Source organism: Agromyces sp. P2_B3, from assembly GCF_056404815.1.
In genome coordinates this window covers 148,013-171,925 of the sequence record NZ_JBFUDH010000006.1, presented here as the reverse complement: position 1 = coordinate 171,925, position 23,913 = coordinate 148,013, and the positions used below count along the sequence as shown (strand labels likewise).

The window sequence follows — 23,913 nt, the reverse complement described above, 5'->3', positions numbered from 1 at the left end:
TCCGCCCACCCTCACGACGCCGACGAGGTCGGACACCCGAGCTGGTCGGCGACCGCGCGCATCGCCGCAGCCGCCTTGGGCACCGTCATGAGCGCGTTGCCGCCCACGATGTGCAGGCCGTAGGCGTCTTCGAGGGCCACGAACGTCATCGCGAGTTGATCGTCGGGCAGGCCGGGTGAGAACACGCCGGTCGCGCGGCCGGCGGCGAAGATGCGCGTGTAGGTCTCGACCTGGCGCAGGTAGAGCTTCTGCACGAGCTCGTCGTGCAGCTCGGAGTTGCCGGCGAGCACGTCGAACTCGTACAGCAGGCTCATGAGCGCATCGTCGGGTCCGCTCGGGAGTCCGGCGTCGATCGCCGCGCCGAGCCGGTCGCGCGGGTCGTCGAGTGCGGCGACGGTGGCGTCGCGCTGGTCGCAGAACCGCTCGACGCCGGCGCCATGCGCCTCGACGAGCAGGGCGTCGAGGTCTTCGTAGTAGTAGAGCACCGCGCCGCGGCTGAGACCGGCCTGCTCGGCGACATCCGTCAGCGACAGCGACCGCAGCCCGTGCTGGCGGCCGGCCGCGTACGTCGCCTCGATGAGTGCGGCGCGTCTCGCTTCCTGTCTGCGCGGCCGTGCCATGTCCTTGACACTACTCGACCCCCATGTCACACTTCTGGAATTCTTCGACACTGATGTCGAAGAATTCCGAGCAGCATCGGACCCCCGACCGAGAGCGACCACCACATGCCTGCGAACAACCCGACTCCGACCCTCGACACGGCCGCGATGACCACCCACGGCGGCGAGCTCTCGCGCTCGCTCGGGGTGGGCGGCAACGTCCTCATCACGCTGTCGGGCATCTCGCCCGCGTCCAGCGTGTTCATCCTCGGCGGCGCCGCGCTCGCCGGCTACGGCACCGGTGTCTTCTGGGGTTTCGCGCTCGCGGGAGTGATCAGCCTCCTCATCGCGTTCTGCTACGCCGAGCTCGCGTCGCGCCATCCGATCGCCGGCGGCGACTACTCGCTGGTGAGCCGCGTGCTCGGCCCGGCGGCCGGATCCGCCGTGTTCTTCATCGGCCTCGTCTCGCTGCCGCTCATCGTCGCGATCTTCGCGCTCGGCGTCGCCGACTACCTGGGCGTCGCCATCGCGGGGCTCGGCCCGCTCGTGACCGCCCTGGTCGTGATCGTGCTGGCCACCGTGACGGCCTGCTTCAACATCCGCACGAACGCCTGGGTCACCGGCGCGTTCCTGTTCCTCGAGCTCGCCGCCCTCGCGCTGCTCGCGGTACTCGGTCTCGTGCACGTCGAGCGGCCGCTCACCGACCTGCTCGATCCGCAGGCGCTCGATGTCGCGACGGGCGGCCTCGCCCCGCTCGGCGTCGCCGGCCTCGTGCTCGCGGTGACGCAGGGCATCTTCTCGTACAACGGCTACGGCGGCGCGGTCTACTTCGCCGAGGAGACCAAGAACGCGAAGCGTGCGATCGCGCGGGCCGTGCTCTGGAGCGCGATCATCACCGTCGTCGCCGAGCTCGTGCCGCTCACGGCCGTGCTGCTCGGAGCCTCCTCGCTCGAGGAGCTCTTCGGTGCCGCGCTGCCGGTGGAGTCCTTCCTGGCGGAGCGCGCCGGCGACGGCGTCACGGTCGCGGTACTCATCGCCATCGCCCTGGCCATCGTCAACGCGATCATCGCGATCGCCCTGCAGTCGGGCCGCCTGCTCTTCGCCGCCGCCCGCGACGGGGCCATGCCCGAGCGCATCGCCGCACCGCTTGCCCGCGTCTCGGACGCGACGCGGATGCCGGTCGTCGCCACCGTGGTGATGGGAGTGCTCGCGCTCGCCGCCTGCTTCATCCCGTTCGACGTGCTGCTCAACGCCACGGGGTCGACCCTCGCGTTCAGCTACGGATTCATCGCCGTGGCCGCGCTGGCGGTTCGCCGCAGGAGCGCCGCAGCCGCGCCGGGCACCTACCGGATGCCGCTCTGGCCGGTGCCGCCGCTGCTCGCCGTCGTCGCGATCGCGACCATCTTCGTCATCGGCATCCTCGACCCGGCGCAGTGGCTGAGCCTCGGCATCGCGTTCGCCATCGTGGCCGCCGGCTTCCTCTACTACGCCCTGTACCTGCGTGCGCACCCCGGTCTCCTGCACCTGGTCGGCCCCGAGGGCGATGAGACGGACGGACCCGCAGCATGACCGTCGACCTGCTCATCACCGGCGCCCGAGTGCGCACGTTCGACCCCGCCGCCCCGTGGGCCGAGGCCGTCGGCGTCACCGGCGACCGCATCAGCTATGTCGGCAGCGCGGCGGATGCCCCGACCGCCCGCCGCACGATCGACGCCACCGGCCGGCTGGTGACCCCCGGCATCATCGACAGCCACAACCACCTGCTGCTCGGCTTCGACGAGGACGCGGTCACCCTGGAGGGCGGGCACGACCTCGGCGAGGTGCGGCGCCGGATCGCGGACTTCGCCGCCCGGCGACCCGACCTCGACTGGATCTGCGCCGAGAACGCCGTGTACTCCATCGTCGAGGATCGCCGCCCCGAGGCCGCCGACCTCGACGGGCTCACCGACCGTCCGGTCTTCGTGACGACCTACGACCAGCACTCGGTGTGGCTGAACCGGGTGGCGCTTCGGGTGCTCGGCATCGCCGACGGCGGCGACATCGCCTGGGGTCGCCCCGAGCGGCATCCGGTCAGCGGTGAGCCGACGGGCTGGGTCACCGACTTCTACACCAGCGCCATGACGCAGGCCGGGCTCGCGGAGCTGCAGCGCGACATCCCGATGTACTCGCCCGAGCGCCGGTACCGCAAGCTCCGGTCGAGCATGCGGATGGCGACGTCGCTCGGCATCACCACCGTGGTCGAGCCGCAGGTTCCGCTCGCCGAGCTGCCGCTGTTCGAGCGGGCGCTCGCCGAGGGCGTGCTCTCGTCGCGCGTGATCGCCGCGCTGTTCCATCCGGTCGGGGCGGATGCCGCGTTCCGCGCGCAGCTCCGCGACGCCGTCGACTCGGCGCCGGCGCGCGACCGCCTGCGCCTCGGGCCGGTCAAGCTCTACGCCGACGACGTGATCGAGCCGCACACGGCGCTCATGCTCGAGGACTACGCGAACCGGCCGGGGCAGCGCGGCCGCCCGAGCTACGCCGACGGAGAGCTCGGTGCCGTGATCCGCGAGCTCGACCGGCTCGGCTTCCAGACCCACACGCACGCGACGGGCGATGCCGGCATCCGGCTCGCGCTCGACGCGATCGAGGGCGCGGCCCGGGCGAACGGAACCCGGGACCGGCGTCACGGGATCGTGCACGTCGAGTGCCTGCATCCCGACGACCTCCCGCGGTTCCGCGCCCTCGGCGTGACCGCCGCGATGCAGCCCAGGCACTGCTCGCCCGACCTCGTCGCGGGCACCTGGATGGAGAACGTGGGGGAGGAGCGCTGGGATCGCGCCTGGCGGTTCCGGAGCCTGCTCGACTCGGGGGCGACCGTCGCGTTCTCGAGCGACTGGCAGGTCGGCGAGATGGACCCGCTCGTGGGCATGTACTCCGCCGCGACCCGCGCCGGCCTCGACGGTTCGGATGCCTGGACGGTCGGGGAGCGCGTCGGCCTCGACCGGTCGCTCGAGGCGTACACGGTGCACGGCGCCCGCGCCTGGCACGCCGAGGCCTCGCTCGGCCGGATCGCACGGGGGATGCTCGCCGACCTCGCCGTGTGGTCAACCGACCTCTCCGGCCTCGAGCACGATCCTGCGGCGCTCCTCGACGCGCACGCCGAGCTGACCGTCGTGGGCGGGGGGATCGCCTACTCGGCGGGCGCCCTCGCCGAACCCGCAGGAGGCGAGGCGGCGGCCGACCCCGTCGCGGCGCGAGGCGGGCAGGACGACGCCCACGTGCACGCGCACTGACGCGGCGTGCCTCCGCCACGGCACGCATCCGCCCAGCGCACCACGCACCGCTGGGGCAGACTGGACCCGTGCCAGCCGACGAGCCCGACCGCATCATCCACGCGGACAACCTCGACGTGCTGCCCACCCTGCCCGACGGCTCGTTCACGCTCGTCTACCTCGACCCGCCCTTCAACACCGGGCGCGCGCAGGCCCGGCAGGCGATGCGGCACGAGCGGGTGCTGCCGACGGATGCCGCCGAGCCCGCGGCATCCGGAACCATCACCGGGTTCGCGGGCAAGCAGTACCGGCGGGTACGGGGCGACCTGCTGCGCTACGACGACCGGTTCGAGGACTACTGGGGGTTCCTGGAGCCACGGCTCGCGGAGGCGTGGCGGGTGCTCGCCGACGACGGCACGCTCTACCTGCATCTCGACTACCGCGAGGCGCACTACGCGAAGGTGCTGCTCGACGCGCTCTTCGGCCGCGAGTGCTTCCTCAACGAGATCGTGTGGGCCTACGACTACGGCGCCAAGGCGAAGCGGCGTTGGCCGACGAAGCACGACACGATCCTCGTGTACGTGAAGGATCCCGACCGGTACTGGTTCGACTCGACCGCGGTCGACCGCGAGCCCTACATGGCACCCGGGCTCGTCACGCCCGAGAAGGCCCTGCTCGGCAAGCTGCCCACCGACGTGTGGTGGCACACGATCGTGTCGCCGACGGGTCGCGAGAAGACCGGCTACCCGACGCAGAAGCCCGAGGGCATCCTGCGCCGCATCGTGCAGGCCTCGACGCGCGAGGGCGACTGGGTGCTCGACTTCTTCGCCGGATCGGGCACGACGGGCGCGGTCGCGGCCACGCTCGGGCGCCGCTTCGTGCTCGTCGACGAGAACCCCGAGGCCATCGCGATCATGCGCGCGCGGTTCTCGGAGATCGCGGGCGTCGAGTTCCAGGAGGGGGTCCGCAGGGCGGGCTGAGCGGATGCCGCGGCGCGGCGTCGTGGCCCTACGCCGACGCGCGCCGCACGAGGTGCGTGGGCATGATGTTGCGGCGGGGCACGTCGGCATCGCCCGAGAGATGCCGCAGCAGCAGGTCGGCCATCTCGAAGCCCATCTGCTCGGACGGCTGGTGCACGGTGGTCAGCGGGATCGCCGACGACCTCGCGGCGGGACTGTCGTCGAAGCCCACCACGGCGATGTCGCCGGGCACCGATCGTCCGCGTTCGCGCAGCACGGACAGCGCGCCGGTGGCCATGAGGTCGCTCGCGACGAAGATGCCGTCGAGGTCGGGCACCCGGTCGAGCAGCCGCCGGGTGGCGGCGACGGCGCCGGCCGCCGTGAAGTCGGCGGTCTCGACGGCGTCGGTGGGCAGGTCGGCCTCGCCCATGGCGCGGCGGAAGCCCTCGAGTCGGTCGACACCCGCGGGCATGTCGAGGGGGCCCGAGATCGTGCCGATGCGACGGCGTCCGACGTCGACGAGGTGCCGCGTGCCGATGGCACCGCCCTCGACGTTGTCGACGTCGACGAAGATGTGGTCGCCGGGCTGCGACGGCCGGCCGCCGTACACGAGGGGAAGCAGCATGTCGGCCTCGTGCTGCAGGTCGTCGCCCTCGTGGTGCGAGATCACGAGCGCGCCGTCGACGACGCCCGAGCGCAGGTACCGCACGGTCTTGTGGCCGGGATCGGTCGAGGCGACGAGCAGGTTGAGCAGGTACTCGCTCTCGTCGAGCCGCCGGGTGATGCCCTGCACGATCGCGGCGAAGTAGGGGTCGCCGAAGAACATGGCCGTGTCCTCGGGCACGATCAACGCGATCGCGCCCGAGGTGCGGCTGGCCAGCGACCTGGCGGCCCGGTTCGGCACGTAGTTCAGCTTGGCGATCGCCGCGTTCACGGCGGTGACCACGTCGGGGCTCACCTTGGGGGAGCCGTTGACGACCCGGCTCACGGTGGCTCGCGAGACGTTCGCCTCGCGCGCGACCGCTTCGAGCGTCGGCGCGGTGGGTCGCGTCCGGATACCACTTCCCCCCTGCTGCATGGCGTTCAGTCTATTTCCGTCTCGGGGTGATGGCTGGCGGGGCTGGCCGTCAGCTCGACGGCAGCGCGCGGTCGCGGATGACGGCGGCGTACGAGCGTCCGCTGTCCTTCACGGTGCGCTGCTGCGTGTCGTAGTCGACGCGCACGAGGCCGAAGCGCTTGTCGTAGCCCCATGCCCACTCGAAGTTGTCCATGAGCGACCAGTAGAAGTACCCGTGCACGGGCACGCCCTCGTCGATGGCGTCGAGGATCGCCCCGAGGTGCGAAGCCAGGAACTCCGTGCGCTCCGCGTCGTGCACCACGCCGTCATCGCCGACGACGTCGTCGTAGGCGGCGCCGTTCTCGGTCACGAAGAGGCGAACGCCGGCGGATGCCGCGTAGTCCTGGTGCACGCGCACGAGCAGTTCGCGCAGGCCGTCGGGCTGCACCTCCCACTCCATCGCGGTCAGCGGCAGGTTCTGCGGGTGGTTGAACACGCCGTCGGCCGCGGGGAAGGGCGACCGGGTGGGCCGGTCGGTGGGCGCCTGGGCCAGCAGCGGGTGCTCGGCCGGGCGGTCGCTCACGTACTCGCCGTGGTAGTAGTTCACGCCCAGCGTGTCGATCGGCGTCGAGATCACCTCGAGGTCGCCCGGGAGCACGACGTCGCGGAGGCCGAGGTGGCCGACGTCGGCCATCAGGTCGCCGGCGTAGTGGCCGCGGAAGATCGGATCGAGGAAGAACCGGTTGAACTGGCCGTCGATACGCCGGGCCGCGTCCACGTCACCGGGGTGCGTCGGGTCGACGGGCTTGGCGACCGTGAGGTTCAGCGTGATGCCGAGCTCGAGCTCGGGGTCGCGTTCGCGCAGCGCCTGCACGGCGAGCCCGTGGGCGAGCAGCAGGTGGTGGCCGGCGGCGAGGCCGGCCGCGACATCCTGGCGACCCGGTGCGTGCGCGCCGCCCGTGTAACTGAGGAACGACGAGCACCACGGCTCGTTGAGCGTGGTCCACACGTCGACGCGGTCGCCCAGCGCCTCGTGCAGGTCGAGGGCGTAGTCGCGGAACAGGTAGGCGGTGTCGCGGTTGGCCCAGCCGCCGCGCTCCTCGAGCGCCTGGGGCAGGTCCCAGTGGTAGAGCGTGAGCCACGGCTTGATCCCGGCCTCGAGCAGCTCGTCGACGAGGCGCGAGTAGAAGTCGACGCCCTCTGGATTGACCGGGCCGCCGTCGGGCCGCACCCGCGACCACGAGGTCGAGAACCGGTAGGTCTGGAGTCCGAGCTCCTTCATCAGGGCGACGTCCTGCGGCATCCGGTGGTAGTGGTCGCAGGCGACATCGCCGTTGTCGGCGTTCACGACGGCGCCGGGCACGCGGCAGAAGGCATCCCAGATGGAGGCGGTGCGTCCGCCCTCGAAGGCGGCGCCCTCGATCTGGAAGGCTGCCGTCGCGGCGCCGAACAGGAAGTCGGAGGGGAACGGGCGCGTGAGCAGCGCGGGGTTCGCGAGGGTGTCGGTCATGGTGGTGGTGTCAGCTCCGAAGTCGATGGTCATCCCTTCACGGCTCCCGCCATGATGCCGCTCACGAGCTGCTTGCCCGCGAAGACGAAGAGGATGAGGAGGGGGATGGTGGACAGCAGCACGCCCGCGAGCACGATCGAGTAGTCGACGAAGTAGTTCGACTGCAGGAGCGAGAGCGCGACGGGCAGCGTGGGGTCGCTGCGGTCGAGGACGATGAACGGCCAGAAGAAGTTGTTCCAGGCCGAGACGAACGTGAACAGGCCGAGCATCGCGGCGGCCGGGCGGGCGGCGGGCAGCCCCACGGTGAGGAACGTGCGGAACGAGCTCGCGCCGTCGACCCGGGCCGCCTCGATGAGCTCGTCGGGCACGGCCTGCTGCAGGTACTGCGTCATCCAGAACACGCCGAACGCGCTGGTGAGCGCCGGGATGATGATCGCACCCACGTTGCCGGTCCAGCCGAGGTCGGCGAAGAGGATGTAGAGCGGCACGACGCCCAGCTGGGTGGGCACCGCCATCGTGGCGACCACGAAGACGAGCAGCCACTTGCCGCCGCGGAAGCGGAGCTTCGCGAAGGCCCAGCCGGCCAGCGTCGAGAAGAAGACCACCGAGAGGGCGATGAGCGCTGAGCTGTAGATGGAGTTCCACAGCGCCTTCCAGAAGTTCACCGCCGGATCGTTGACGACCGAGATCGCGTTCGCGATGAAGTTGCCGCCGGGCAGCCACGACATGTTCGGATCGCGGATGGTCGAGGCATCCCCCGAGCCGATCAGGAACGACCAGTAGAAGGGGAACAGTGCGGCGCCCAGCACGATCACGAGGCTCGTGTACACGAACCATCCGGGTCGCGACCCGCGCACGGGCCGGCGCCGGGCGGCCTTGCCGGCGTTGGGGATGTTCTCCTCGGCGATCGCGAGGGGAACGGGGTTCATGACGGTCATCGTGCCGCCTCCGGGGTCTCGAGGGTGGAGTCGGTGGCGCGGGCGGCGAGGTCGCGGCGGGCCGCGCGGGCGGCGGCGCGGCGCTGGCGCCCGCTCGCGGCATCCCGCCGGCCCTCGTCTCGGACCACCTTCTGCGTGACGAGCAGGTTGATGACGCCGATGGCCAGGATGATGAGGAAGAGGATCCAGGCGAGGGCCGCAGCCCGGCCGAAGTTCCACTGGCCCCAGCCGATGTCGTAGAGGTAGAGCGTGATGGTGAGCCACTGCGAGTCGGCGCCGCCGGTGCCGTACTGGTCGTACATGCGCGGCTCGTCGAAGATCTGCAGGCCGCCGATCGTCGACGTGATGATCACGAAGATGAGGGTGGGCCGGAGGCTCGGCACGGTGATGGCGAAGAACTGCCGGAACTTGCTGGCGCCGTCGATGGCGGCCGCCTCGTAGTAGTCGCGCGGGATGGCCTGCATCGCGGCGAGGAGGATGAGCGTGTTGTAGCCGGTCCAGCGGAAGTTCACCATGGTCGCGATGGCGATGTGACTGGCGAACGCGTCGCTGTGCCACATGACCGGCGGCAGGCCCAGGTCGGTCAGCACCGAGTTCACGAGGCCGAACTTGTCGCCGAACATGTTGCTGAAGATGAGGGCGACGGCGACGGGCGCCATCACGTAGGGGACGAGCACGCCCATGCGCCAGAAGGTCTTGGCGCGGATGTTCTGGTCGAGCATGGCGGCGATGAAGATCGCGGCGACCAGCTGGGGGATGCTCGAGAGCAGGAAGATGCTGAAGGTGTTGCGCAGGGCGATCCAGAACTTCGGCTGGGTGAGCACGTAGACGTACTGGTCGAAGCCGATGAACGTGCCCGAGTTGCGGACCAGGTCCCAGTCCATGAAGGAGATGACCGCCGTGTAGGCGATCGGGAACAGCCCGACGACGATGAAGAGGATGAAGAACGGCGAGATGTAGAGGTAGGGCGAGAGCTTCAGGTCCCACCGGCTGAGGCGGTGGCCGAACGCGATGCGCCGCGGATCCCTCGGCGCCGGTGCGCCGCCGGCCTGCTGCGGTCGTTCGGTGGATGACGGGGGCGCGGTGGCGGTGGATGTCACGGTCGTTCCTCTGCTTCCGGATGCTGTGGACGGGAGTCCGCGGGGGGCCGGGCGCGCCCGGCCCCCCGCGGRGGGCCGACTAGCCGATCGCCTCGACTTCGGAGACCCACTGGTCCCACGACGCCTGCTTGTCCTGCGTGCCGTCCTCGACACGGGTCAGGGCCTTCTGCATGGCGTCGTTGATCTGGAAGTAGTACTCGCCCTTGAACGGCGCCACCGAGACCGCCTTGGCACGATCCGTGAAGATCTGGCCGACGGGCGCGTTGTTGAAGTACTCGTTCACGAAGCCGGTGAGGGCCTCATCGGTGTAGGCGTCGTTCTGGCTCGGGAAGGTGCCGGCATTGACGAAAGCCTTGATCTGCTGCTCGGGAGCGGTCAGCCAGTCGGCCAGCTTCTGCGCCTCTTCGACGTGAGCGCCGTTGGCGGGAACGGTCAGGTACGAGCCGCCCCAGTTGCCGCCGCCGCTCGGGAAGACGTTCGCGACGTCCCAGCCGGTGACGCCCTCGGCGTTGCCGGAGATGACACCGAGCATCCAGCCCGGGCAGAGCATGGTCGCGTACGCGCCGTTGCCGACGCCGGCGAACCAGTCGTCGCTCCACTGGCCGAGGTGCGCGGACTGCGTGGCGCTCGCGTCGAGCACGGCGTTGTAGATGTCCTCGACGTCGGCGTTCTCGGTCGCGGTGATGTCACCGGAGTCGGGGTCCTCGTAGGCGGCCTCGACCTGGTTGATCATGCCCTGGTAGGTGCTGCCCGCCGAGTCGAACCAGGCCTTGCCGGTGGCGGCGGTGTACTGCGCGCCGACCTCGAAGTACTTGTTCCAGTCGCCCTCGAGCAGCGCGGCGACCTCTTCGCGGTCCGTGGGGAGCCCGGCGGCGGCGAACAGGTCGGAGCGGTAGCACACGCCCTCGGGGCCGATGTCGGTGCCGTAGCCGATGAGGCGGCCGTCGGCGTCGGTCGCGGCGTCGACCTTCCAGTCGAGCCAGCGGTCTGCGGTGCCCGCGGGCACCTCGGCGAGGAGGTCGGAGTACTTCATGACCTCGGGAAGCCAGTCGACCTCGATGGCCTCGACGTCGGCCAGGCCCTTCTTGCCGAGCTTCTGGAAGTAGTTGGCGCGCGCATCGTTCGACGTCGCGGCCTTGTTCTGCACGACCTTCACGTTCGGGTTCTCGTCCATGTACTCCTGGAGGAGCTCGTCGGTGTAGCCGAAGTCGTTGAACGTCGCGACGCTCAGTTCGATCGGGCCGTCGCTGGAGCCCGAGTCCGAGCTCGGGGAACAGCCCGAGGCGAGGAGGGCGATGGATGCGGCGCCGGCTACGGCGGCGATCGCCTTGGTGCGTCGTGAAAGCTTCACGGTCACTCCCTTGTGTGCGTGGTGGGGTTGCGGAATGGTCACGTGAGATCGCGCTCAGGCTTGAGGTGAGAGCGCTCTCACGATGCAGGCCGATGTTATGAGAGCGCGATCATCGCTGTCAAGAGAGCGCTCTCATTCTGGGCGTTCGTTACTGAGCTGTAACCAAATGCGAGCTGCATATCGGCGCGCGCGGGCGGCGCGGCGATGGCGCGACACGCGGTCCCTCCGCGACGCCGCGTACACTCGAACGGTGTCTGGAAGCGAGCGCCGGGAGCCGAGCGACGCCGTGCGGGAGCGGCGGCGCATGGTCATCGCACTGTCGCTGAGCGTCGTGCTGATCGCGATCGCCGTGCTCGTGGTCGGGTACGTCAGCGGCGCCGACCCGGCGGTCGCGGGGTCCTCGACCGGTTCCGGCGACAGCGCCACCGAGACGCCCCGACCGGCCCCCGAAGCCCTTCCCGCACCCGCCACCGTCGCGTCGTTCGACAAGGCAGCCCGCTCCATCGACGACCCGACGAGCATCTGGGTCGTCGTCAACAAGCTGCGTCCGCTCAACCCGCAGGACTACGAGCCCGACGACCTCGTCGCGGTGCCGGTGGAGCACACCTGGGAGCCCGAGCTGCGCCAGGAGGCATCCGACGCCGTGGTCGCGATGTTCGACGCGGCTCTCGCGGAAGCCGGCCTCGAGCTCGCCTCGAACAGCGCCTACCGCTCGTACTCCGCCCAGGAGGAGGTCTACGACGGCGACGACCTCACCACGGCGCGGCCCGGGTTCAGCGAGCACCAGACCGGCCTGACGATGGACATCGGCGCCGCCTCGGGCGACTGCTCGCTGGCCGAGTGCTTCGCGGACACCCCCGAGGGTGCATGGCTGCGCGACAACGCCTGGCGCTTCGGCTTCATCATGCGCTACCCGGCCGACAAGACCGACGTCACCGGCTATTCGTTCGAACCGTGGCACTACCGCTATGTCGGCACCGAGCTGGCCACCGAGATGCACGACACCGGCTTCACCACCCTCGAGGAATTCTTCGGCCTTCCGGCCGCGCCCGACTACGAGTGAGTCGATGACCGGTCAGGGCGAACGGATGCCGCGACGCGGCCTCGCGCTGACGGTGCTGATCGTCAACCAGCTCCTCGCCGGCGCCGGGGTCGCGACGGGCATGGCCCTTGCGGCGATCCTCACCGCCGACCTCACCGACACCGTGGCGATGGGCGGACTCGCACAGTCGTCGAGCGTGCTCGGCGCCGCGATCGTCGCCATTCCGCTCGCGCGCCTGGCCGTGCGCGCCGGCCGCCATGTCGCACTCGCGACCGGGTACGCGTTGGCCTTCGGCGGCGCCGTGCTCGTGGTCGCTGCGGCGACGAGCGGCATGCCGGCTCTCGTGTTCCTCGGACTCGCGGCGTTCGGCGCCGCGAGCGCCGCGGGCCTGCAGGCCCGATTCGCGGGGACCGAGGTGGCGGCGCCCGGGTTCGAGGCGCGCTCCATGTCGCTCGTGCTGTGGGCGACGACGATCGGCTCGGTCGCGGGGCCGCTGCTCTCGGAGTCGGGCGACGAGTTCGGCCAGGCGCTCGGGCTGCCGCCGCTCGTGGGACCCTTCGTCTTCTCGGCGGTCGCGTTCGCGCTGTCGGCCCTGCTCGTGGGCACGCTGCTGCGCACGCCCCGGGCCGGGCACCTGGCGGTGGATCCGTCGGCGCCTGCGGCCGATGAACCGAGTGCTCCGCCCGACCTCGGGGACCCGGCCGTCGCACTCGACGCATCGCCGGACGCATCGCCGGGCGCATCGCCGGACGCATCGCCGGACGCATCGCCGGGCGCATCGCCGGCCAAGGTCGGCGCGTGGGCGGCGCTGAGCGTGGCGCTCCGCAACCCGAGGGCGCTCGTCGCCTTCCTCGCGATCGTGTGCTCGCACACCGTGATGGTCGGCGTGATGGTGATGACGCCGCTGCACATGACCGAGCACGGGCTGTCGCTCTCGCTCGTCGGCGTCGTGCTCAGCATCCACATCCTCGGCATGTACGGGGCGAGCCCGCTCATGGGCTGGCTCTCCGACCGCATCGGGTCCGAGCGGGTCATCGCGATCGGCGCCGCGCTGCTCATCTCAGCGACGGTCATCGGCATCCTCGCCCCCGCCGACAGCCTGCTCGTGCTCATGCCGTTCGCGCTCGGCCTGCTCGGCCTGGGTTGGTCCGCCGGCCTGATCGGCGGGTCCACGCTGCTCACGACCTCCGTCGACGAGCCGCTGCGGGTGCCGTTGCAGGGAGCCACGGATGCGTCGATGAACATCGCCGCCGCGGCATCCGCTGCCCTGTCCGGCGTCGTGCTCGGCGTGGGCGGATTCGCGGGCGTGAACGTGGTGGCGATCTTCGTGCTCGTGCCCCTGGCGATCGCGGGGCTGCGCGCGCGCGTGCTCGCCCGCAGCGCCGCCGCCTGATCCCGCGGCCCGGGGCCCCGGCGGCCTCAGTCGTCGTCAGGCCGGCGGTCCTTTCGCGCCGCGTAGACCTTCTTCATCTTGACCGCGTTGCCGCAGCCGGCCATGGTGCACCAGCGGCTCGACCGGTTGCGCGAGTGGTCGTAGTACGCCCAGCGGCAGGAGTCGCGGGCGCAGGCCTTGAGCCTGGGCCACGTGCCGTCGTCGATCGACCGGCGCATGGCGTCGAGCAGGCCGCCGAGCGCTCGTCGGACGGGGTCGGCCCCGGCGGGTTCGAGCTTGAACGACTCGGCCTCGACGAACTGCACGTGCACCGGCAGCTGGGCGAGCGCCTCATTCAGTCGCGCGACGGCGGCGGGGTCGGGCTCGTGCCCGGCGTGGAGTTCGAGCACTCCGCGAAGCCCCTCGCGCAGTTGCGTCGCGACGGCGAGGTCGTCGGCGGTCACGCGCGCACCCTCGTCGAGGAGGCCGCGTGAGCCGAGCCAGGCTGCGAGGTCGGCAGGCTCGCCCAGCCGCTCGTCGTCGAGCTGGTACTCGACGGTGTTCACGAAGTCGCGCACGAGCCGAAGGGACGGGGGGATGACCTCGTCCTCCTTCTGGAACGCTAAGTCGGTCTGTGCACCCATGACACCAGCGTAATCCCTTGACAGGTGTGACGGAAGCGCGCACGGTAGAAACACCACTGAAAACATTTCACTGGTGTCAACGAAGGAGGATCATCATGTCGGGCATCACTGACACGGGCGCGCGCGACCAGCGGTTCGGCCGCGCGCCGGCGGTCGCGACGACGGGCACCGAAGTTGTGACCCAGACAGGACTCCGGAGCCGATTCTCAGTTTGGCGGGCACGTCGACGCGCGACGCGGTTCGAGCGGCAAGCCGCCCGCAGCGACTGGGTCGACCAGATCCCGCCGTGGGCGTTCGGCATCCTGCATCGGGGCGGCTGAGCGCTGAGGTCGGAGCGTGGCGCGACCGCGGGGCGCCGACGAGCGACGTGGCGGGCGAGGGGCTCGCGCGTGGTGCATCCGTGAAACCCGAACGCTCCGTGTGATCACGCTCTCACGGCTTTCCCAGTGTCCGAGAGGGATCCTCACAAAAACGCGTGATGGGCTGTCATGTCCCCCTTCCTGCCGACACGGAATCCCCTCGCTGTGCCCCACACTCCTGAACTGCCCCTGCTTCGCCGCGCCACCTTCCGCGCACCATCGACTCGACCCGACGCCGTTCCGGCGCTCGATGCCGGCGGCGAACCCGCCGACCTCGCCGTGCCCCTGCCGGTCGACCCTGCCCCGATCGCCCTGCAGACGCAGGAGCAGGAGCAGGAGCCGGAGCAGGAGCCCGAGCAGGCCCAGGCCCAGGCTCCCGCCCCCACGCCGCGCACCGTCTCGCACAAGCCCCGTCATCGGGCCGACCACGTGCGCAACCGCCGGGCGACGGGCGGCGCGTTCCGCCGCACGGTGGCGCTCGGCTGCGCCACGGCCATCATGGGCGTGAGCGCATTCGGCGCGGTCGCGGCATCCGCCGACGACGACCGAACCGGCTCCTCGACGATCGCCGCGGCATCCGGCACGAAGGCGACGACCGTCACCGACACCATCGCCGCACCCGACGTCGAGGTCGACGCCTACGACGGCCCGACCGTCACGAGCGACCTCTCGGTGGCGGCCGCGCCGTTCACCGGCGGCACGCAGGTCACCGTCTCGGGCGACCGGCTCGACGAGGTGGCCGCGGTCAGCGTCGGCGGCGTTCCCGCCACCATCGTCGCCGCCGCAGACACGCAGATGACCTTCGCGGTGCCCGCGGTCGCCGACACCGCGCTCGGCACCGCGGCCGTCGTGAGCTTCGCGGATGCCGCGGGCGCACCCGTGGAGGTCGAGACGCCGACCGCCGTGGTCGCCGCCGGCACCTCGGTGGTGCAGCCGCTCACGGGCGAGCTGACGGGCGCGGCGGAGCCGAAGGCGCCGATGGCCCCGCGCACGCTCAGCCTCACGTACACGAGCGACCCCGGGATCGACGCGCAGGTCGCCTACGTGCTCGCGCACTGGAGCGACTACAACTCGGGCGCCTACCCGGTGCTCTCGGGCAACGACTGCGCGAACTTCGCCAGCCAGTCGCTCGTCGCGCGCGGCTGGTCCATGGACGGCGGCTGGTACTACGACGGCGGCTCGGGTGGGATGTCGCCCACGTGGGCGAGCTCTACGGCGCTCGGCGACTACCTGCGCGGCCGCACCGACCGGGCCACCGAGCTCGACGACTCCCAGCGCACCCTCGTGAAGGTCGGCGACATCGCCCAGTTCGACTGGGACGGCTCGGGCGACCGGGACCACACCGCCGTCGTCACGCGCGTCGAGCACTCCGCCGCGGGCACCAAGGTCTGGGTCGGCGGCCACACCAAGGACGCCGACTACTGGGACGTGGACGAGGCGCTCGCCAGCGGCGGCGGCTCGGTGCACTACTTCTCGATCCGCTGACCGCCTCCGGGTCGATCGAGCGGCGCGTCCGCGGTATCGACCACCGTGACCGACCGTGCCGGCAGCACCAGCGAGGCGACCCGCGCCTCCGTGCCCCAGCCGCCGTCGGCCGAGCGGAGCAGGACCCGGCCGGCCGGCGGCACGTCCGCCGCGGCATCCGTGCCCAGGTTCACCGCGATCACGAGTGAACCCCGGTGGACGAGCACCGTTCGGGCCGCCTCGTCGACCTCGACGCGCGTGGCGAGCATCGACGGGTCGGTGAGCTCGGGCCGGAGCCGACGCAGCGCGATGAGCTGCCGGTACCACCGCAGCATCCGCGTGTGGATGGTCTCGCCGCCGCCGGCATCGGGGTACGGCTCGCTCCAGTCGAGCCTCGACCGCCGGAACGTCTCGGGGTCCTGCGGGTCGGGCACGACCGCCGGGTCCCACCCCATGCGCGCGAACTCGGCGATCCGGCCCTCGGCGGTGGCCCGGCCGAGCTCGGGCTCGGGGTGCGACGTGAAGAACTGCCACGGCGTCGACGCCGCCCACTCCTCGCCCATGAACAGCATGGGCGTGAACGGCGAGAGCAGGGTCAGTGCGGCGGCGATCGCGAGTCCGCCTTCGTCGACGGATGCCGCGAGCCGGTCGCCCGCGGCCCGGTTGCCGACCTGGTCGTGGTCCTGGTCGAACACCACGAGGCGCCAGGCGGGCGTGCGCTCCCGGTCGATGGGCCTGCCGTGCACCCGGCCGCGGAAGCTCGACCAGGTGCCGGCGTGGAAGAACCCGCGCTCGAACACATCGCGGAGCGCCGTGAGCGGCGCGAAGTCGGCGTAGTAGCCGACGGTCTCACCCGACACGGCGACGTGCACGGCGTGGTGGAAGTCGTCGCTCCACTGGGCGGTGATGCCGGTGCCGTGCGCCTCGCGCGGGCGGATCATCCTCGGGTCGTTGAGGTCGCTCTCGGCGATGAGGGTGAGCGGACGGCCGACATACGCCGACAGGGCGTCGACCTCGGTGGCGAGCTCCTCGAGCAGGTGCACGGCGCCGTGGTCGACGAGCGCGTGCGCGGCGTCGAGGCGCAGCCCGTCGACATGGAAGTCGCGCAGCCACATGAGCGCGTTGTCGATGATGAACCGCCGCACCTCGCCGGAGTCGGGGCCGTCGAGGTTCACCGAGGCGCCCCAGGTGTTGGCGCGCGCGTCGTGCAGGTATGGGCCGAACTCGGGCAGGTAGTTGCCGCTCGGGCCGAGATGGTTGTAGACGACGTCCTGGATCACGGCGAGCCCGCGCGCATGGCATGCCTCGACGAAGCGCTGGTACGCGTCGGGCCCGCCGTAGGCCTCGTGCACCGCGTACCAGAGCACGCCGTCGTAGCCCCAGTTGTGCGTGCCGTTGAACGCGTTGACGGGCAGCACCTCGACCAGGTCCACGCCGAGCTCGACGAGGTGGTCGAGCCGTTCGATCGCGGAGTCGAGGGTGCCCTGGGGCGTGAACGTGCCGACGTGCAGCTCGTAAATCACGCCGCCGGCGAGCTGCCGCCCGGTCCAGCCGCCGTCCTGCCATGCGTACGCGCCGGGGTCGAAGACGCGGGAGAGCCCGTGCACCCCATCGGGCTGGCGCCGCGACCGGGGGTCGGGCCGCGGGGTGTCGGCATCGTCGATGAGGTAGCCGTAGTCGCGTCCGGCGGCGGCGGTCGTCCACCAGCCGCCGCCGTCGTCGGTCATCGGATGCCGCGTGCCGTCGAGCCACAGGGTCATCCGGGTCGCCCGTGGCGCCCACACGCGGAACTCGGTCACGCGAGGCCTCCCTCTTCGACGAGCAGTGCCACCGGGTAGTCGTGCAGCACCTCGGCCAGCCGGAGCACGCCGCCCTGGTGATGGTGTCCGGTGAGCACGTCGGTCAGCGGCGCGCTCCCGACGTCGACGACGGTGTCGCGCCACCCGCCGCGCTCCGCGAGAGCGAGGGGCAACCGGGTGGCCAGCGTGATCGCGCCGCCGCGGTCGAAGGCGACGAGGTGATCGGCCGCAGTACCCGATGCCGCGAGCGGCATATAGTCCCCGAAGAGCTCGGGGCGGTCGCGTCGCAGACGGAGCGCCCGGCTCGTGACGAGGAGCTTCGCGGCGCCCGAGGCGTCGATCGGAGGCCGCGCGCCCGCGTCGAGCTCGGCCAGCATGCGTCGTCGCGCATCGAAGTCGATCGGGCGTCGGTTGTCGGGGTCGACGAGCGACTGCTCCCACAGCTCGCTGCCCTGGTACACGTCGGGCACCCCGGGTGCCGTGAGTTGCAGCAGCTTCGCGCTCACTCCGTTCGACCAGCCGGGCGGCTCGAGCCGCGCCACGAGTCGGTCGACCACCGCGCGCACGCGCTCGTCGTCGAACGCCGCGTCGACGAGGCCGTGCATCCGCTCCTCGAAGGCGGCGTCGGGCGCCGCCCACCCCGTCGAGTTCCCCGCCTCCCGGGCGGCCTTCTCGGCATAGGCGTGCAGGCGCTCCCGGCTCGCAGGCCAGGCGCCGACGACGGCCTGCCAGAGCAGGTTCGCGAGCGGCCGGTCGTCGAGCGGGGCAAGCTCGTGCAGCTCGTCGAGCGCCGCCGACCACTCCTCGGGCACCTCCGCGATCACGTCGATGCGGGCGCGCACATCCTCGCCGCGCTTCGTGTCGTGCGTCGACAGGGTGGTCATCGACCGTGGCATCCGCTCGTGCCGGGAAGCCGACCGGGCATGGAAGTCGGCGACCTCGATCGCGAACTCGGCCGGGTCGCCGCCGACTTCGGTCAGGCTGGTGAGCCGCGGGTACCGGTAGAACGCGGTGTCCTCCACGCCCTTGGCCATGACCATGCCGCTCGTCTGCTGGAAGCGCTGCGCCGCCGGGTGCTCCGGATCGGCGAGGATCGGCAGCAGTCGTTCGATCTCCGGGGCGAGGTCGGGCCGGTGCCGGGTCGCGAGCTCCGCGGCCTCGCGGAGGTGCTCCTCGCCGAACGGCAGGTACGACCGATAGACCGGGAAGCAGGCGAGCAGCTCGGCGACGGCGTCGGCGACCTCGGCCAGGTGCTCGGCGGCGGGGGAGGCCGCCGCGAGCTCGCGGTCGAGGCGCAGCACCTCGGAGCGGAGGATGCCGTCGGCCACCGCGCGCTTCGTGTCGTGGATGAGCTCGGCCCAGTCCACCGGCTCGCCGCCGCGCAGGCGGGTGTCGAGGTCGGTGAGCGGCGCCTCGCCGGCGGGATCGACGAGCACCCGGTCGATGTCGCCGAGGGCGTCGTACCCGGTGGTGCCCTCCGTGGCCCAGCCCCGCGGCATCCGCTCGTCGCCCTCGAGGATCTTCTCGACGAGCACGTAGGCACCGCCGGTCAGTTCGGCGAGGCGGTCGAGGTAGGCGCCCGGATGCCGCAGCCCGTCGGGGTGGTCGACCCGCAGGCCGTCGGCGAGGCCCGCCTCGAACCAGCGCGCGATCTCGGCGTGGCTCTCGTCGAACACGCGCGGCACCTCGACCCGGATGGCGGCGAGCGTGTTCACTGCGAAGAAGCGCCGGTAGTTGAGGTCGGCGTCGGCGCGGCGCCAGTCGACGAGCTCGTAGTGCTGGCGGGCGTGCACCGCCACGGGATCGTCGCCGTCGGCCGCGGTGCCCGCCGCCACGGGGAAGCGGTGGTCGAAGTAGTGCAGCTCGAACGCGGCATCCGTCGCCACGAGCCGCAGCGCGCCGAGGTCGTCGGCGCTGCCGAGCACCGGGATGCGCAGGCGCCCGCCGCCGAAGTCCCAGTCGATGTCGAACGCCTCGGCGTGCGCGGAATCGCGTCCGTTCGCCAGCACGTCCCACCACCAGGCCATCGCCGCGGGCGTCGCCACGCCGACGTGGTTCGGCACGATGTCGACGAGCACGCCCATGCCGTGGGCGCGCGCCGCGGCCGCCGCCCGTTCGAGGCCGTCGGCCCCGCCCCGCGCGGGATCGACGAGCGCGTGGTCGATGACGTCGTACCCGTGGTCGGAGCCGGACTCGGCCTCGAGGATGGGCGAGAGGTACACCCAGTCGGCGCCGAGCTCGTGCAGGTAGCCGATCACGTCGGCGACCGCGTCGAGGTCGAACGAGGGGCGCACCTGGATGCGGTAGGTCGAGACGGGTGCCTTCACGGATGTCCCTTCGGTCGTCGCTCGGTGGCGTGAGGTCGGGCGGCCGACGCGGGCCTACGTCGGCGGGTGCACGGTCGTGGACTGCACGCCGCCCGAGGTGCCCGGTGCGCCGCCCGGCAGTTGCGCCTGGCTGCCCTGCGACGTGCGCACCGCGAGGGAGGCGGCGACCGAGTGGTCGGGCTCGGTCTCGGGCTCGGTGTGCGCGCAGAGCACGAGCATCGACCTGCCCTCGAGCGTGAACGTGTCGCCGGCCGACTTCGGCTCGCTGTCCGCCGACCGGCCCGCCGTGTCGATCACGACGTCCCACATCTGATTCGTGCGGGGAGGGATGCGGAACTCGGCATCCTCGGGCTCGGCGTTGTAGAACAGCAGGAAGTCGACGTCGACGATGGGCTCGCCGCGCGCGTCACGCTGGCGGATGCCCTCGCCGTTGAGGTAGACGCCGACGGCCCGGCCGAGGGGGGCGTCCCAGTCCTGCTCCCGCATCTGCGTGCCATCGGGCCGCAGCCAGACGATGTCGGGCAGCGGAGCGCCCTCGGGGCTCTCCTCGCCGTCCTCGATCTCGACCGGCCGGCCGTCGAAGAACCGGCTCCGGCGGAACGTCGGGTGGTCCTTGCGCAGCCTGGCGACCGCCGCCGTGAACTCGATGAGCGGCTTGTCGGCCTGGTCCCAGTGCACCCAGCTCAGCTCGTTGTCCTGCGCGTAGGTGTTGTTGTTGCCATGCTGCGTGCGTCCGAGCTCGTCGCCGTGCAGGAGCATGGGCACGCCCTGCGACAGCAGCAGGGTCGCAAGGAAGTTGCGCTGCTGCCTGGCCCGCAGCGCGAGCACCTCTGGGTCGTCGGTGTCGCCCTCGGCGCCCGCGTTCCACGAGCGGTTGTGCGATTCCCCGTCCTTGCCGTCCTCGCCGTTCGCCTCGTTGTGCTTCTCGTTGTACGAGACGAGGTCGCGGATGGTGAAGCCGTCGTGCGCGGTCACGAAGTTGATCGAGGCGACCGGCTTGCGCCCGCTGTTCTCGTACAGGTCGGCCGAACCCGTGATGCGCGAGGCGAACTCGCCGAGGCTCGACGGCTCGCCGCGCCAGAAGTCGCGGACCTCGTCGCGGTACTTGCCGTTCCACTCCGACCACTGCGGCGGGAAGTTGCCCACCTGGTAGCCGCCGGGGCCGACGTCCCACGGCTCGGCGATGAGCTTCACCTGCGACACCACCGGGTCCTGTTGTACGAGCTCGAAGAAGCTCGAGAGGCGGTCGACGTCGTAGAACTCGCGCGCCAGTGTGGCCGCGAGGTCGAACCGGAACCCGTCGACGCGCATCTCGGTCACCCAGTAGCGCAGGCTGTCCATGATGAGCTGCAGGGCGTGAGGATGCCGCACGTTCAGCGAGTTGCCGGTGCCCGTGTAGTCGGTGTAGTACCGCTTGTCCTTCTCCTCGAGGCGGTAGTAGGCGGCGTTGTCGATGCCGCGGAACGCGATCGTCGGGCCGAGGTGGTTGCCTTCGGCGGTGTGGTTGTAGACCACGTCGAGGATGACCTCGATGCCCGCCTCATGCATGGCACGCACCATGCTCTTGAACTCCTGCGCCTGCTGGCCGAGCTCGCCCGTCGACGAGTACTCGTTGTGCGGCGCGAAGAACCCGATGGTGTTGTAGCCCCAGTAGTTGCGCAGGCCCTTCTCCTCGAGCGTCGAGTCCTGCACGAACTGGTGCACGGGCATGAGCTCGATCGCCGTGACGCCGAGCTTGCGCAGGTGGTCGATCACGGCGGGGTGGGCGACGCCGGCGTACGTGCCGCGCTGGTCCTCCGGGACATCCGGATGCAGCTGCGTGAGCCCCTTGACGTGCGCCTCGTAGATCAGCGTCTCGGAGTAGGGCGTGTTGGGGTGCCGGTCGCCCGCCCAGTCGAAGAACGGGTTGATCACGACCGAGTGCATGACGTGGCCGGCGGAGTCGTCGTCGTTGCGCGAGTCGGGGTCGCCGAAGTCGTACCCGAAGAGCGACTGGTCCCAGTCGAACGCGCCCGCCATCGCCTTGGCGTACGGGTCGAGCAGCACCTTGTTCGGGTTCGCGCGCTGCCCGTTGTTCGGGTCCCAGTGCCCGTGCGCGCGGTAGCCGTAGCGCTGCCCGGGCTGCACGTGCGGGAGGTAGGCGTGCCAGACGAACGCGTCGACGTCCTGGAGTTCGACCCGCGTCTCGGTGCCGTCCTCGTCGAACAGGCAGAGCTCGACGCGGTCGGCCGACTCGCTGAACAGGGCGAAGTTCGTGCCGCTGCCGTCGAACGTCGCGCCGAGCGGGTAGGCGGATCCGGGCCAGGCTTCCATCGCAGCTCCTCGTGGTCGGATGGGACTCGGGGTCGGCGCTGATCGAGCAGCGGGCGGATGCCGCGCATGGGCGATCCTCGCATCATCGCGGCGTTCGCCCGAATCCCGTGAAGGGGGTTGCACTCGGGCGTCGGCCTGCGGAAGGGCGTCAGCCCGCGGAAGTCAACGCCTCCGTGACGACGCGCTTCGCCTCCTCCTGCACGAGCGCGAGGTGCTCAGGCCCCCGGAACGACTCGGCGTAGATCTTGTACACGTCCTCGGTCCCGCTCGGCCGTGCCGCGAACCAGGCGTCGGCCGTCGCCACCTTCACACCGCCGATCGCCGCGTCGTTGCCGGGTGCGCGCGACAGCTTCGCCGTGATGGGCTCGCCCGCCAGTTCGGTCGCGGCGATCGCGTCGCCGTCGAGCTTGCCGAGGGCGGCCTTCTGCGCGGGGGAGGCCGCGGCATCCGTGCGCTGGTAGGCGGGGTCGCCGAACCGCTCGACGAGCTCCGCGTACAGCTGCGACGGCGACTTGCCCGTGACGGCGCGGATCTCTGACGCGAGCAGGCACAGCAGGATGCCGTCCTTGTCGGTCGTCCAGACCGTGCCGTCGAACCGCAGGAACGAGGCGCCGGCGCTCTCCTCGCCGCCGAAGCCCACCGAGCCGTCGACGAGGCCGGGCACGAACCACTTGAAGCCGACGGGCACCTCCCAGAGGCGTCGGCCGAGCGACTCGGCGACCCGGTCGATCATCGAGCTCGACACGAGGGTCTTGCCGATCGCGGCATCCGACCGCCAGTTCGGGCGGTGTGCGAAGAGGTACTCGATCGCCACCGCGAGGTAGTGGTTCGGGTTCATGAGGCCGCCGTCGGGCGTGACGATGCCGTGCCGGTCGGCGTCGGCGTCGTTGCCCGTGAGGATGTCGAAGCTGCCGCCGTGCTCGAGCACGGACGCCATGGCGCTCGGCGACGAGGGGTCCATGCGGATCTTGCCGTCCCAGTCGAGCGTCATGAACGCCCACCTGGGGTCTACCCGCTCGTTCACCACCGTGAGGTCGAGCTCGTAGCGGTCGCGGATCGCCGTCCAGTAGTGCACGGATGCCCCGCCCAGCGGGTCGGCCCCGATGTGCAGGCCGGCCTCGCGGATGGCGTCGAAATCGATGATGTTCGCGAGGTCGTCGACGTAGTTGCCCCGGAAGTCGTAGGTCTCGACGCCGCTCGGCTCGGCCTGGTTCACCTCGGCGAGCCCGCCGGCGATGAGCTCGTTCGCCCGGTTCGCGATCCAGTTCGTGGCGTCGGAGTCGGCGGGGCCGCCGTGCGGCGGGTTGTACTTGAAGCCGCCGTCCTGCGGCGGGTTGTGGCTCGGGGTGATCACGATGCCGTCGGCCTCGCCCTCGGCGCGCTTCGCCGGGTCGTTGTTCCACTTCAGGATCGCGTGCGACAGCGCGGGCGTGGGCACGTAGTCGTCGAACTCGTCGGCGAGCACCCGCACGCCGTTGGCGACGAGCACGTCGAGCGCGGTGGTCTGCGCGGGGGCGCTCAGGGCGTGCGTGTCGGCGCCGATGAACAGCGGACCGGTGATGCCCTGCGACGCCCGGTACTCGACGATGGCCTGGGTGATGGCGAGGATGTGGTCCTCGTTGAAGGCCGTGTTGAACGCCGAGCCGCGGTGGCCCGAGGTGCCGAACGCCACCCGCTGCTCGGCGATCGAGACGTCGGGTTTCCGCTCGTAGAAGGCCCTCACGAGGGCCTCGACGTCGATCAGGTCGGATTCGGTCGCCGGGGTTCCCGCTCGCTCGTGCATCTGCCCAGTCTGCCGAAGGAGGGCCCTCGCCGACACCCCTTGCCG

Annotated in this window: 18 protein-coding genes; 7 read left to right on the top strand and 11 right to left on the bottom strand. The window is 71.2% G+C overall.

Annotated features, from left to right (window positions below):
* Positions 1–11: 11 nt before the first annotated feature.
* Positions 12–620, bottom strand: a complete 609-nt coding sequence (locus tag AC1DZA_RS11455; protein WP_476772840.1) for a TetR/AcrR family transcriptional regulator — start codon at positions 618–620, stop codon at positions 12–14.
* 105 nt (positions 621–725) lie between these two features.
* Here AC1DZA_RS11455 and AC1DZA_RS11450 point away from each other — a divergent pair, with 105 nt between their 5' ends.
* The 3 genes from AC1DZA_RS11450 (at position 726) to AC1DZA_RS11440 (ending at position 4,830) form a co-directional block, all read left to right on the top strand.
* Positions 726–2,168 carry an APC family permease gene (locus AC1DZA_RS11450; protein WP_476772839.1) on the top strand — a complete coding sequence of 481 codons (1,443 nt, stop codon included), beginning with the start codon at positions 726–728 and terminating at the stop codon, positions 2,166–2,168.
* Entirely contained in the window at positions 2,165–3,871 is a 1,707-nt protein-coding gene (locus tag AC1DZA_RS11445) for an amidohydrolase (protein WP_476772838.1), read from the top strand. Before AC1DZA_RS11450 ends, AC1DZA_RS11445 begins: the two co-directional genes overlap by 4 nt.
* A 68-nt stretch (positions 3,872–3,939) precedes the next feature.
* Positions 3,940–4,830, top strand: coding sequence for a DNA-methyltransferase (locus tag AC1DZA_RS11440; protein WP_476763197.1), 891 nt, complete (start codon positions 3,940–3,942; stop codon positions 4,828–4,830).
* 28 nt (positions 4,831–4,858) lie between these two features.
* On the opposite strand, the gene AC1DZA_RS11435 is transcribed toward AC1DZA_RS11440, so the two are convergent.
* The 5 genes from AC1DZA_RS11435 to AC1DZA_RS11415 all read right to left on the bottom strand — a co-directional run bounded on the left by AC1DZA_RS11435 (position 4,859) and on the right by AC1DZA_RS11415 (position 10,771).
* The gene (locus AC1DZA_RS11435; protein ID WP_476763198.1) at positions 4,859–5,887 is read right to left on the bottom strand and encodes a LacI family DNA-binding transcriptional regulator; all 1,029 of its coding nucleotides are present in this window, start codon (positions 5,885–5,887) and stop codon (positions 4,859–4,861) included.
* Between the two features lie 49 nt (positions 5,888–5,936).
* Positions 5,937–7,376 carry a GH1 family beta-glucosidase gene (locus tag AC1DZA_RS11430; RefSeq protein ID WP_476772867.1) on the bottom strand — a complete coding sequence of 480 codons (1,440 nt, stop codon included), beginning with the start codon at positions 7,374–7,376 and terminating at the stop codon, positions 5,937–5,939.
* A 29-nt stretch (positions 7,377–7,405) separates the two neighbouring features.
* Positions 7,406–8,305: a carbohydrate ABC transporter permease gene (locus AC1DZA_RS11425; protein WP_396133115.1), complete on the bottom strand. Its 900-nt coding sequence runs from the start codon at positions 8,303–8,305 to the stop codon at positions 7,406–7,408.
* Positions 8,306–8,310: 5 nt separating this feature from the next.
* On the bottom strand, positions 8,311–9,414 hold the full coding sequence (locus tag AC1DZA_RS11420; protein WP_476772837.1) for a carbohydrate ABC transporter permease: 1,104 nt from the start codon (positions 9,412–9,414) through the stop codon (positions 8,311–8,313).
* A 79-nt stretch (positions 9,415–9,493) separates the two neighbouring features.
* The gene (locus tag AC1DZA_RS11415; RefSeq protein ID WP_396133113.1) at positions 9,494–10,771 is read right to left on the bottom strand and encodes an ABC transporter substrate-binding protein; all 1,278 of its coding nucleotides are present in this window, start codon (positions 10,769–10,771) and stop codon (positions 9,494–9,496) included.
* 244 nt (positions 10,772–11,015) lie between these two features.
* Between AC1DZA_RS11415 and AC1DZA_RS11410 the strand changes: the two genes are divergently transcribed.
* Positions 11,016–11,828, top strand: coding sequence for a M15 family metallopeptidase (locus AC1DZA_RS11410; protein WP_476761270.1), 813 nt, complete (start codon positions 11,016–11,018; stop codon positions 11,826–11,828).
* 4 nt (positions 11,829–11,832) lie between these two features.
* Positions 11,833–13,200, top strand: coding sequence for an MFS transporter (locus AC1DZA_RS11405; protein WP_476772836.1), 1,368 nt, complete (start codon positions 11,833–11,835; stop codon positions 13,198–13,200).
* Between the two features lie 26 nt (positions 13,201–13,226).
* On the opposite strand, the gene AC1DZA_RS11400 is transcribed toward AC1DZA_RS11405, so the two are convergent.
* The gene (locus AC1DZA_RS11400) at positions 13,227–13,823 is read right to left on the bottom strand and encodes a CGNR zinc finger domain-containing protein (RefSeq protein ID WP_476772835.1); all 597 of its coding nucleotides are present in this window, start codon (positions 13,821–13,823) and stop codon (positions 13,227–13,229) included.
* A gap of 95 nt (positions 13,824–13,918) precedes the next feature.
* Here AC1DZA_RS11400 and AC1DZA_RS11395 point away from each other — a divergent pair, with 95 nt between their 5' ends.
* Positions 13,919–14,143 carry a hypothetical protein gene (locus AC1DZA_RS11395; RefSeq protein ID WP_476772834.1) on the top strand — a complete coding sequence of 75 codons (225 nt, stop codon included), beginning with the start codon at positions 13,919–13,921 and terminating at the stop codon, positions 14,141–14,143.
* Positions 14,144–14,347: 204 nt separating this feature from the next.
* Positions 14,348–15,667 carry an amidase domain-containing protein gene (locus tag AC1DZA_RS11390; protein ID WP_476772833.1) on the top strand — a complete coding sequence of 440 codons (1,320 nt, stop codon included), beginning with the start codon at positions 14,348–14,350 and terminating at the stop codon, positions 15,665–15,667.
* Here AC1DZA_RS11390 and treZ read toward each other — a convergent pair.
* The 4 genes from treZ to pgm all read right to left on the bottom strand — a co-directional run bounded on the left by treZ (position 15,649) and on the right by pgm (position 23,868).
* Complete coding sequence (gene treZ, locus AC1DZA_RS11385; protein ID WP_476772832.1) at positions 15,649–17,445, bottom strand: malto-oligosyltrehalose trehalohydrolase; 1,797 nt, start codon at positions 17,443–17,445, stop codon at positions 15,649–15,651. The genes AC1DZA_RS11390 and treZ overlap by 19 nt on opposite strands.
* Complete coding sequence (treY, locus tag AC1DZA_RS11380) at positions 17,442–19,772, bottom strand: malto-oligosyltrehalose synthase (RefSeq protein WP_476772831.1); 2,331 nt, start codon at positions 19,770–19,772, stop codon at positions 17,442–17,444. The genes treZ and treY overlap by 4 nt, the downstream gene beginning before the upstream one ends.
* Before the next feature lie 54 nt (positions 19,773–19,826).
* Positions 19,827–22,085, bottom strand: coding sequence for a glycogen debranching protein GlgX (glgX, locus tag AC1DZA_RS11375; protein ID WP_476772830.1), 2,259 nt, complete (start codon positions 22,083–22,085; stop codon positions 19,827–19,829).
* Positions 22,086–22,233: 148 nt separating this feature from the next.
* Entirely contained in the window at positions 22,234–23,868 is a 1,635-nt protein-coding gene (gene pgm, locus AC1DZA_RS11370; protein WP_476772829.1) for a phosphoglucomutase (alpha-D-glucose-1,6-bisphosphate-dependent), read from the bottom strand.
* Positions 23,869–23,913: the final 45 nt, after the last annotated feature.

What these genes read in the sequence shown, in the direction of transcription:
- AC1DZA_RS11455 (WP_476772840.1), bottom strand. Translation starts at nt 620, where the DNA reads ATGGCACGGCCGCGCAGACAGGAAGCGAGACGCGCCGCACTCATCGAG.
- AC1DZA_RS11450 (WP_476772839.1), top strand. Translation starts at nt 726, where the DNA reads ATGCCTGCGAACAACCCGACTCCGACCCTCGACACGGCCGCGATGACC.
- AC1DZA_RS11445 (WP_476772838.1), top strand. Translation starts at nt 2,165, where the DNA reads ATGACCGTCGACCTGCTCATCACCGGCGCCCGAGTGCGCACGTTCGAC.
- AC1DZA_RS11435 (WP_476763198.1), bottom strand. Translation starts at nt 5,887, where the DNA reads ATGCAGCAGGGGGGAAGTGGTATCCGGACGCGACCCACCGCGCCGACG.
- AC1DZA_RS11430 (WP_476772867.1), bottom strand. Translation starts at nt 7,376, where the DNA reads ATGACCGACACCCTCGCGAACCCCGCGCTGCTCACGCGCCCGTTCCCC.
- AC1DZA_RS11425 (WP_396133115.1), bottom strand. Translation starts at nt 8,305, where the DNA reads ATGAACCCCGTTCCCCTCGCGATCGCCGAGGAGAACATCCCCAACGCC.
- AC1DZA_RS11405 (WP_476772836.1), top strand. Translation starts at nt 11,833, where the DNA reads ATGACCGGTCAGGGCGAACGGATGCCGCGACGCGGCCTCGCGCTGACG.
- AC1DZA_RS11400 (WP_476772835.1), bottom strand. Translation starts at nt 13,823, where the DNA reads ATGGGTGCACAGACCGACTTAGCGTTCCAGAAGGAGGACGAGGTCATC.
- AC1DZA_RS11395 (WP_476772834.1), top strand. Translation starts at nt 13,919, where the DNA reads ATGTCGGGCATCACTGACACGGGCGCGCGCGACCAGCGGTTCGGCCGC.
- glgX (WP_476772830.1), bottom strand. Translation starts at nt 22,085, where the DNA reads ATGGAAGCCTGGCCCGGATCCGCCTACCCGCTCGGCGCGACGTTCGAC.
- pgm (WP_476772829.1), bottom strand. Translation starts at nt 23,868, where the DNA reads ATGCACGAGCGAGCGGGAACCCCGGCGACCGAATCCGACCTGATCGAC.